Origin of the sequence: Nonomuraea sp. NPDC049646 (genome assembly GCF_044465525.1) — a bacterium.
Taxonomy (GTDB): domain Bacteria; phylum Actinomycetota; class Actinomycetes; order Streptosporangiales; family Streptosporangiaceae; genus Nonomuraea.
Map to the genome: position 1 here is coordinate 887458 of NZ_JBITLU010000002.1, position 7139 is coordinate 894596.

At 75.0% G+C, this 7139-nt stretch carries 9 protein-coding genes; 7 read left to right on the forward strand and 2 right to left on the reverse strand.

What is annotated here, in order from left to right; genetic code table 11:
• Positions 1-45: 45 nt before the first annotated feature.
• Positions 46-585, reverse strand: a complete 540-nt coding sequence (locus ACIBQ8_RS08910; protein ID WP_364344784.1) for a DUF892 family protein — start codon at positions 583-585, stop codon at positions 46-48.
• Positions 582-1799 carry an MFS transporter gene (locus tag ACIBQ8_RS08915; protein WP_397191620.1) on the reverse strand — a complete coding sequence of 406 codons (1218 nt, stop codon included), beginning with the start codon at positions 1797-1799 and terminating at the stop codon, positions 582-584. The genes ACIBQ8_RS08910 and ACIBQ8_RS08915 overlap by 4 nt, the downstream gene beginning before the upstream one ends.
• A gap of 84 nt (positions 1800-1883) precedes the next feature.
• Here ACIBQ8_RS08915 and ACIBQ8_RS08920 point away from each other — a divergent pair, with 84 nt between their 5' ends.
• The 7 genes from ACIBQ8_RS08920 to ACIBQ8_RS08950 all read left to right on the forward strand — a co-directional run.
• The gene (locus ACIBQ8_RS08920) at positions 1884-2852 is read left to right on the forward strand and encodes an ArsR/SmtB family transcription factor (protein ID WP_397173575.1); all 969 of its coding nucleotides are present in this window, start codon (positions 1884-1886) and stop codon (positions 2850-2852) included.
• Positions 2853-2887: 35 nt separating this feature from the next.
• Entirely contained in the window at positions 2888-3430 is a 543-nt protein-coding gene (locus tag ACIBQ8_RS08925; protein WP_397191621.1) for an RNA 2'-phosphotransferase, read from the forward strand.
• A gap of 75 nt (positions 3431-3505) precedes the next feature.
• Positions 3506-3949, forward strand: coding sequence for a CBS domain-containing protein (locus ACIBQ8_RS08930; RefSeq protein WP_397173571.1), 444 nt, complete (start codon positions 3506-3508; stop codon positions 3947-3949).
• 74 nt (positions 3950-4023) lie between these two features.
• Positions 4024-4626: a TetR/AcrR family transcriptional regulator gene (locus tag ACIBQ8_RS08935; RefSeq protein WP_397173570.1), complete on the forward strand. Its 603-nt coding sequence runs from the start codon at positions 4024-4026 to the stop codon at positions 4624-4626.
• Between the two features lie 111 nt (positions 4627-4737).
• Positions 4738-6186 (forward strand): MFS transporter, encoded by a 1449-nt coding sequence (locus tag ACIBQ8_RS08940; protein ID WP_397191622.1) that lies wholly within the window; start codon positions 4738-4740, stop codon positions 6184-6186.
• A gap of 171 nt (positions 6187-6357) precedes the next feature.
• Complete coding sequence (locus ACIBQ8_RS08945; RefSeq protein ID WP_397173566.1) at positions 6358-6720, forward strand: STAS domain-containing protein; 363 nt, start codon at positions 6358-6360, stop codon at positions 6718-6720.
• Positions 6721-6849: 129 nt separating this feature from the next.
• Positions 6850-7139 (forward strand): HAMP domain-containing protein (locus ACIBQ8_RS08950; protein ID WP_397191623.1); only part of this gene is annotated, 290 nt, incomplete at its 3' end.

Genomic DNA, 7139 nt, shown 5'->3' on the forward strand with positions numbered 1-7139 from the left:
CCCGGGCCGGCTCACGGGCCGCCCAACGGCGGGCCAAGCCCGGTTCTAGACCCCGAGCAGGTCGGTGAGGTCGTCGGCGTGCTCCTCCTCCTCTTCCAGGATCGACTCCATGAGCCGGCGGGTGGTCGGGTCGCCCTCGCCGAGCCAGCGGATGATCTCCTGGTAGGTGGAGATGACGATGCGCTCGGCCCACAGGTTGGCCTCCAGCAGCGCCTTCAGGTCGGTGTCGGCGGGCACCTGGTAGTCGGTGTGCGAGCGCTGGACGAGCTTGGCCGGGTCGAAGTCCGGCTCGCCGCCGAGCTGGCTGACGCGTTCGGCGGCGCGCAGCGCGTGGTCGAGCTCCTCCTTGGCGTGCTCGGTGAACTCCGCCGCGACCTGCGCGCGGTCGATGCCCTTGGCCGAGATGGCGTGCCTGGTGTACCTGAGCCAGCACACCACCTCGGTGGCGATCACGTCGTTGAGGACCTCGATGACCTTCTCCGGGTCGCGGCCGAAGGTCTGCGTGATCGGGCCCTCGTCCATCTTCTGCCGGACCTGCTCGCGGATCCTGGTGACGTCGAGCACGAAGTCGTCCGTCTGCGTCATGGTGTGTCCTTCCCCCGGCGATTTCCCCTGGTCAACGGTAACTTCGCCGGGGCCTGCGCCGGGGTTGCGACACGGGGGGACCGCAGGCGGGGCGCCAGCGCGAGCGTGACCGCCGCCGACGCCGCGGCCAGCACGGCCATCGCCGCGCCGGGCGAGGTGTGCTCGGCCAGGGCCCCGGCCAGCGCGGCGGCCAGCCCCTGCATGGCGACCATGCCGGAGGAGTGCAGCCCGAGCGCGTGCCCGCTCAGCTCGGGGGGCGTCAGCGCCATGAGCCGCTCCTGCAGCAGCAGGGTGGCGGCGAACCCGGCCGAGGCGAGCGCGACCAGCACCGGCGACGGGTACGCCACGAACGCCAGGTACGGCAGCGCGAGCAGCAGGTACAGCGGCGTGACCAGCCGCGCCCGCCGGTGCGGCGGCACGTACCGGCCGACCAGCACGTCACCGGCGAGCATCCCGGCGGCGGCGCAGGCGAACAGCAGCCCGGCCCGGTCCGGGGCGAGCGGCACGAACAACGACTCGCAGCCCACGATCAGGCCGTTGGGCAGCCAGAGGGCGAGGTAGACGTGCCGGCGCGGCCGATCGGACCACAGGCGCGCGTTGTCGCGCCAGGTCTCGGCGGGTGAGGGCCGTCCGGAGGCGCGCGGCCGCCGCCGTCCGAGCCCCAGCCCGGCCAGGGCGGCGGCCAGGTGGAGGGCCGCGGCGACGAGCAGCGTCCCGCGCGGCGACAGGACGGTCACCAGCACGCCGCCCGCGCCGAACCCGGCGATCTGCACGATCCCGGAGGACATGTTGAGCACCGACCGGCCGAGCAGGTAACCGTCCCGGTCGAGCAGCTCGTTGAGCAGCCCGTACCGGACGCCGCCGCCGAGCGCGGACAGCGCGCCGAGTGCCAGCACGGCGGCGAGCATGCCCCACACGGGCAGGCCGGGCACGGCCAGGAAGGCGGCGCCGAGCGCGGCCGCCAGCGCCAGCCCGGACAGGGCGGCCCGCGGCGGCAGCCGGTCGGCCGCCGACAGCAGCGTGGCCGCGCCCACCACCTGGGCGAGCGCCGGGCCGAACATGGCCAGCCCGGACAGCAGCGGCGATCCGGTGTCGGCGTAGACGAGGGTGCCGAGGGCGAGTCCGCTCACCGTCTGCCCGGCCACCTGCCCGGACGAGACCAGGAAGAGCGGGGTGAATCCGGACCTGCCGAACAGGTCCCGGTACGTGCGCATGGGACGGCAGTCTTCGCGACCGGCGCCGGCAGGCGTTACTGTTTCGCCCACCCGCGAAACAAAGCGCGGACGAGGAGGGCGAGGGTGGGTTTCTGGCAGATCGACGCGGACACGCTCGCGGACGGCCGGTTCGTCCTGTCGCCGCTGGCCGAGACGATCGCCGCGCTGAAGACGCTGGACCGCGCCGTCGCCGCCCATCCCGGCGAGGCCGCCTGGCTGGCCGCCCACCTGCCCGCCTACCGCGCCGAGCAGGCCGCCGACCCGGTCACGGCGCTGCTCGTCCGCGCCGCGCTGGGCCGTACGTGGAACGCGACGTTCCTCACGCCCACGCCCGAGGGAGAGGGCGAGGCCGCCTTCGAGGAGGAGGTGGCGAGCGTCCGCGACACCCCGCCCGGACAGGCGCGCGAGGACCTGGTCGAGTCGCTGGGCGGCCCGGTGCCCGCCGTGCTGCGCCGCGGCGACCTGCCCGCGCGCATGGCCGCCCGGCTGGAGTGGGTGTGGCGCGAGACCGTGCTGCCGGCCTGGCCGCGGCGCCGCCGGATCATCGAGGCCGACGTCACGGCCCGCGCCGCGCGGCTGGGCCGGGGCGGCTGGGCGGCGGCTCTGGACGGCATGCGTCCCGGCCTGCGCTGGCTGGGCGACGGACGGCTGCAGATCAACGCCTACGACCACCCGCCGCGGGACCTGGCGGGCGCGCGGCTGATGTTCGTGCCGGTCACGCCGCGCCAGGGCTGGGTGAGCTGGCACGGCTCCCGCCGCTGCGCGATCGTCTACCCGTGCTCGGGGCCGCTGGCCGACGTCGGCCCGCCGCCCGCGCCGCAGGCGCTGGGCCGGCTGCTGGGCGGGGCGCGGGCGGGCGTGCTGGTGCTGCTGGACACCCCGAAGAGCACCACGCAGCTCGTCGCGCTCACCGGCCAGGGCCTGGGCTCGGTGGGCCGCCATCTCAAGGTGCTGCTCGACGCGGGGCTGGTCGGCCGCGTGCGGGCGGGCCGTTCGGTCCTCTACGGCCGGACGTCCCTCGGCGACGACCTCGTACGGGCACAAACCAGCTGACCGCGCCCGCCCGTCGCTGCCACCATGGGAACCCCATGGACGAACGACGCATGATCCGCATCTCCAAGTACCTGGCCCGCCACCTGCGCCACGACCCGCGGCGCATCGGGCTCTCCCTCGACGCGGCCGGCTGGGTGGCCGTCGACGACCTGCTCGCCGCCGCCGCCGCGCACGACTTCCCGATCACCCCCGACGAGCTGCGCCAGGTCGTGGAGACCAACGACAAGCGGCGCTACGCGATCGAGGACGGCAGGATCCGCGCCAGCCAGGGCCACTCCGTGCCGGTGGAGCTCGGCCTGCCCGCCGTGCGGCCGCCCGCGTACCTCTACCACGGGACGGTGGCCCGCAACCTGGACGCGATCCGCCGTGAGGGCCTGCGGCCGATGAGCCGCCACCACGTGCACCTGTCCGCCGACCGGGAGACCGCCGTCCGGGTGGGCGCGCGCAGGGGCAGGCCGGTGGTGCTGACGGTCGCCGCCGGGGACATGCACGCCACCGGTCACCTGTTCCTGCGCAGCGACAACGGCGTCTGGCTCACCGCCCACGTCCCGCCGGGCCACCTGCGTCCGCCCTCCTGACCCCGCCACGGAAGCCTGGGCCTTCCGCCGGGCGGGCAGGGGTTGGCTAGGCTGTGGGCCGGAGGATGATCACCCATGCGCGCACGCGATCTCGTCACGGAGTTCCCGGCGGTCACGCTCGACACGTCGGCGCTCGACGCCGCCCGGCTGCTGGCCGAGCGCGACCTGCCCGGCCTCATCGTGATCGGCGACGACGGCCGCCCCCACAGCATCCTCCCCGGCACGCAGGTGCTCCGGCTGGCCGTGCCGCCCTACTGCCAGGACGACCCGGCCCTGGCCCGGGTGGTGGACGAGGCCCACGCCGACCTGTTCCTGCGCCGGCTCGGCACGCGTACCGTCCGCGCGTGCCTGCCCGAGCAGCCGCGCGAGCTGCCGGTGGCGGACATGAAGGCCACCGTGCTCGAACTGGCGGCGCTCATGGCCCGCACGCGCAGCCCGCTGGTGGCGATCGTCGAGGACGGCCGGGTCGCCGGGGCCGTCACCCTCCAGTCCCTCCTGGACCACGCGCTCGCCCTCTGACCGCCTCCCCCGGCGCCGGTGACGCGCCGAGGGCGGCGGCGATCTCCGGCCTGGGCCGTCGTAGGCTGGTGCCCATGGGGAAGACCGCCGCCCGACAGCCCGTCCCCGCCCGGCGGGCCGACGCCGAGCGCAACATCGCCGCCATCCTGGAAGCCGGGACGCGGCTGCTCAGCGACGATCCGGGCGCGAGCGTGGCCGAGATCGCCAAGGCGGCGGGCGTCGGCCGGGTCACCCTGTACGGGCACTTCCCCTCCCGCGAGGCCCTGGTGGACGCCGTCCTCGACCACACCGTCGGGCTGGCCGACGCCGTCCTGGAGGACGAGGCCCTCGACACGGCTCCCGCGCCGGAGGCGATGGCCGGGCTGCTGCACACGTCGTGGGAGATCCTCGACCGCCACCGGCGGCTCTTCGTGGCCGCCGACCGGGTGCTGCCCACCGAGCGCATCCGCGAGCACCACGACCGCCCGCTGCGCCGGGTGGAGCGTCTGATCGCCCGCGGCCAGGACGACGGCGACTTCCGCACCGACCTGCCGCTGGAGTGGCTGGTGACGACGTTCTTCGCGATCATCCACAGCGCGGCCCAGGAACGGGAGGCCGGCCGCCTGGCCGCCGAGGAGGTCGAGCCGGTCCTGACCCGCACGATGCTCGCCCTCCTCACCCCGCCCTCCCCCGCCTGACACCTCCCCTGCAGGGCTCCTCCCAGCCGACCGGCCGCCGCGTCACCCTACCGGCGTACCGTTTTGCTGTGCTTAACTTGAACACCAGTGTACGAGTTAAGGAGAGCTGGGATGAGTCACCACGTCGGAACGCGGGCTTCCGCGCCCCCGCAGAGCAAGGGCTGGGCGGTGCTGGCGTTGCTGTGCCTGGCGCAGTTCATGCTGATCATCGACATCACCGTCGTCCAGGTGGCCCTGCCCACCATCGGCGCCGACCTCGCGCTCGGCCGGGAGGCGCTGACCTGGGTGGTGACCACGTACACGCTGTGCTTCGGCGGCCTGATGGTCCTCGGCGGGCGGCTCGCCGACGCGCTCGGCCCGCGCCGCACGCTGCTGGCCGGGCTGGCGCTGTTCACCGTGGCCTCGCTCGTCTGCGGCCTGGCCGGCGACGGCGGCACGCTCATCGCCGGGCGGGCCGTCCAGGGGGTCGGCGCGGCGCTGCTGTCGCCTGCGGCCCTGGCCGTGGTCACCACCGTCTTCCAGGGCGAGCGCCGGGCCCGCGCGCTCGCCGTGTGGGCGGCCATCGGCGGCTCGGGCGCGGCGATCGGCGTGCTGCTCGGCGGCGTCCTGACCGGCGGCCCCGGCTGGATGTGGGTGTTCTTCGTGAACGTCCCCGTCGGCCTGCTGGTGCTGGCCGCCGTCCCGCGCGTCGTCCCCGCCCGGGTCGGGGACGACGCCCAGCGCGGCGGCCGGGTGGACGTCGGGGGCGCGCTGCTCGTCACGCTGGCGACCGCCCTGCTGATCTACGGGCTCGTCTCCGCCGGCGACGGCGGCTGGGGGGCCGCGGGAACCGTGCTGCCGCTGGCCGGGGCCGCCCTGTCCTATGTCGCCTTCGTGCTGGTCGAGCGGTCGGTACGGGCGCCGCTCATGCGGGTCGAGACCCTGGCCAGGCGTCCCGTCGTCTCGGGCGCGTTCGTCATGCTGGTCGCCACCGGGCTGATGCTGGGCCTGTTCTTCCTCAGCTCCCTCTACCTCCAGCACGTCCTGGGCTACAGCCCCCTGCGGACCGGGCTCACGTTCCTGCCCGTCGCCGTCGCCATCACGCTCGGCGCGCACCTCGGCGGCCGGCTCATCGGCAGGGTCGGGGGCCGGCCGGTGGCCGTGGCGTCGTTCCTGCTGACCGCCGCGGGGGCGGCGCTGATGACGCGCGTCTCCCCGGAGGCCGGCGCGTTCACCACCTTGGTGCCGGGGTTCGTAGTGGCCGCCGTGGGGATCGGGCCGGCGTTCGTGACCGCCACCACCACGACGATGGCCAACGTCCCGCCCGGCGAGAGCGGCGTCGCCTCCGGGGTGATCAACACCTTCCACGAGCTGGGCGGCTCGATCGGGGTGGCGGTGGTCTCCACGGTCGCCGCGGCCGGCCTGACGCCGGGCGCGGGGGCCGGCGGCTTCACCTCGGGGTTCGTGCTGTGCGCGGTCGTCGCGGGCGCGGCGGCGGTGATCTCGCTCGGTCTCGTCCCGCCCGGCAGGCCGGCGGGCGCGTTCGTCGGTCACGGTCACGGTCACGGGCACGGTCACTGACGGGATGTCCCCGGCGACGCCGGGAGGCTATTCTGCTTGCGTGACTGCTCCGCCCCCCGCGGGACGCGGCTTCTCGACACACCCGGCCTGCGCCGGGGCCGGTCATCACCGGGCGCCGGGCGGCGCCCCTCCGCCGCCGGTCGCGTCGCGTCCGAGGCGGGGTGGGCGGCGATGCCACCGCTGACGCTCCTGCGCCGGGAGCAGCCGGGCGTGACCGTGATCGTGGTGTCCGGCGAGCTCGACGCCACCAACCGCGCCCAGTTCGAGAGCTTCCTCAAAGACCGTCCGGAGCCCGGGCACCAGGTCGTGTTCGACCTGGCCCGGGTGCCGTTCGTGGACAGCTCGGGCCTGCACGTCCTGCTGGCCTTCGCCACCGACCGGCTCAGGAGGTCGGGCGCGGTGCGCCTGGCCGCCGTGCAGCCCCTGCCCGCCCGGTTGCTGGACATCACCGGGGTGCTCGGGCACCTCCCCGTGCACGACACGGTCGAGGAGGCGGTGGCCGCCGCCAGGGCCGCCGCGGAACGTTCCGTGTGACGGGCGGCGCGCGGGGGCATTCTCGGCTAACTTCGGGGCTAGCGCGCGTCTGGGCGCAGGCGGCTACTCTTCCGCTACCCAGGGTTGAAGTTCTTCCATGCCGGGCGAGCACGGAACGAGGAACACGACATGAGCGACCCCACGGTCGGCAACGCACGTTCGAGCGGGCGCGGCAAGCGTCCCCACGGCCCCTCCGAGGTGGGCGAGACCGAGCTGCGTCAGCTGCTCGGCGGGCTGACGGCGGTCCGGGACGGCGACTTCCGCACCCGTCTGCCCGAGGACGCCGACGGGTTGCTGGGCGAGATCGCCTCGGTGTTCAACGGGATGGTCGACCAGTTGTCGTTGTTCACCTCCGAGGTGACCCGGGTGGCGCGTGAGGTGGGCACGGACGGGCGGCTGGGCGGTCAGGCCGATGTGCC

What these genes read in the sequence shown, in the direction of transcription:
- ACIBQ8_RS08910 (WP_364344784.1), bottom strand. Translation starts at nt 585, where the DNA reads ATGACGCAGACGGACGACTTCGTGCTCGACGTCACCAGGATCCGCGAG.
- ACIBQ8_RS08915 (WP_397191620.1), bottom strand. Translation starts at nt 1,799, where the DNA reads ATGCGCACGTACCGGGACCTGTTCGGCAGGTCCGGATTCACCCCGCTC.
- ACIBQ8_RS08925 (WP_397191621.1), top strand. Translation starts at nt 2,888, where the DNA reads ATGGACGAACGACGCATGATCCGCATCTCCAAGTACCTGGCCCGCCAC.
- ACIBQ8_RS08930 (WP_397173571.1), top strand. Translation starts at nt 3,506, where the DNA reads ATGCGCGCACGCGATCTCGTCACGGAGTTCCCGGCGGTCACGCTCGAC.
- ACIBQ8_RS08935 (WP_397173570.1), top strand. Translation starts at nt 4,024, where the DNA reads ATGGGGAAGACCGCCGCCCGACAGCCCGTCCCCGCCCGGCGGGCCGAC.
- ACIBQ8_RS08940 (WP_397191622.1), top strand. Translation starts at nt 4,738, where the DNA reads ATGAGTCACCACGTCGGAACGCGGGCTTCCGCGCCCCCGCAGAGCAAG.
- ACIBQ8_RS08945 (WP_397173566.1), top strand. Translation starts at nt 6,358, where the DNA reads ATGCCACCGCTGACGCTCCTGCGCCGGGAGCAGCCGGGCGTGACCGTG.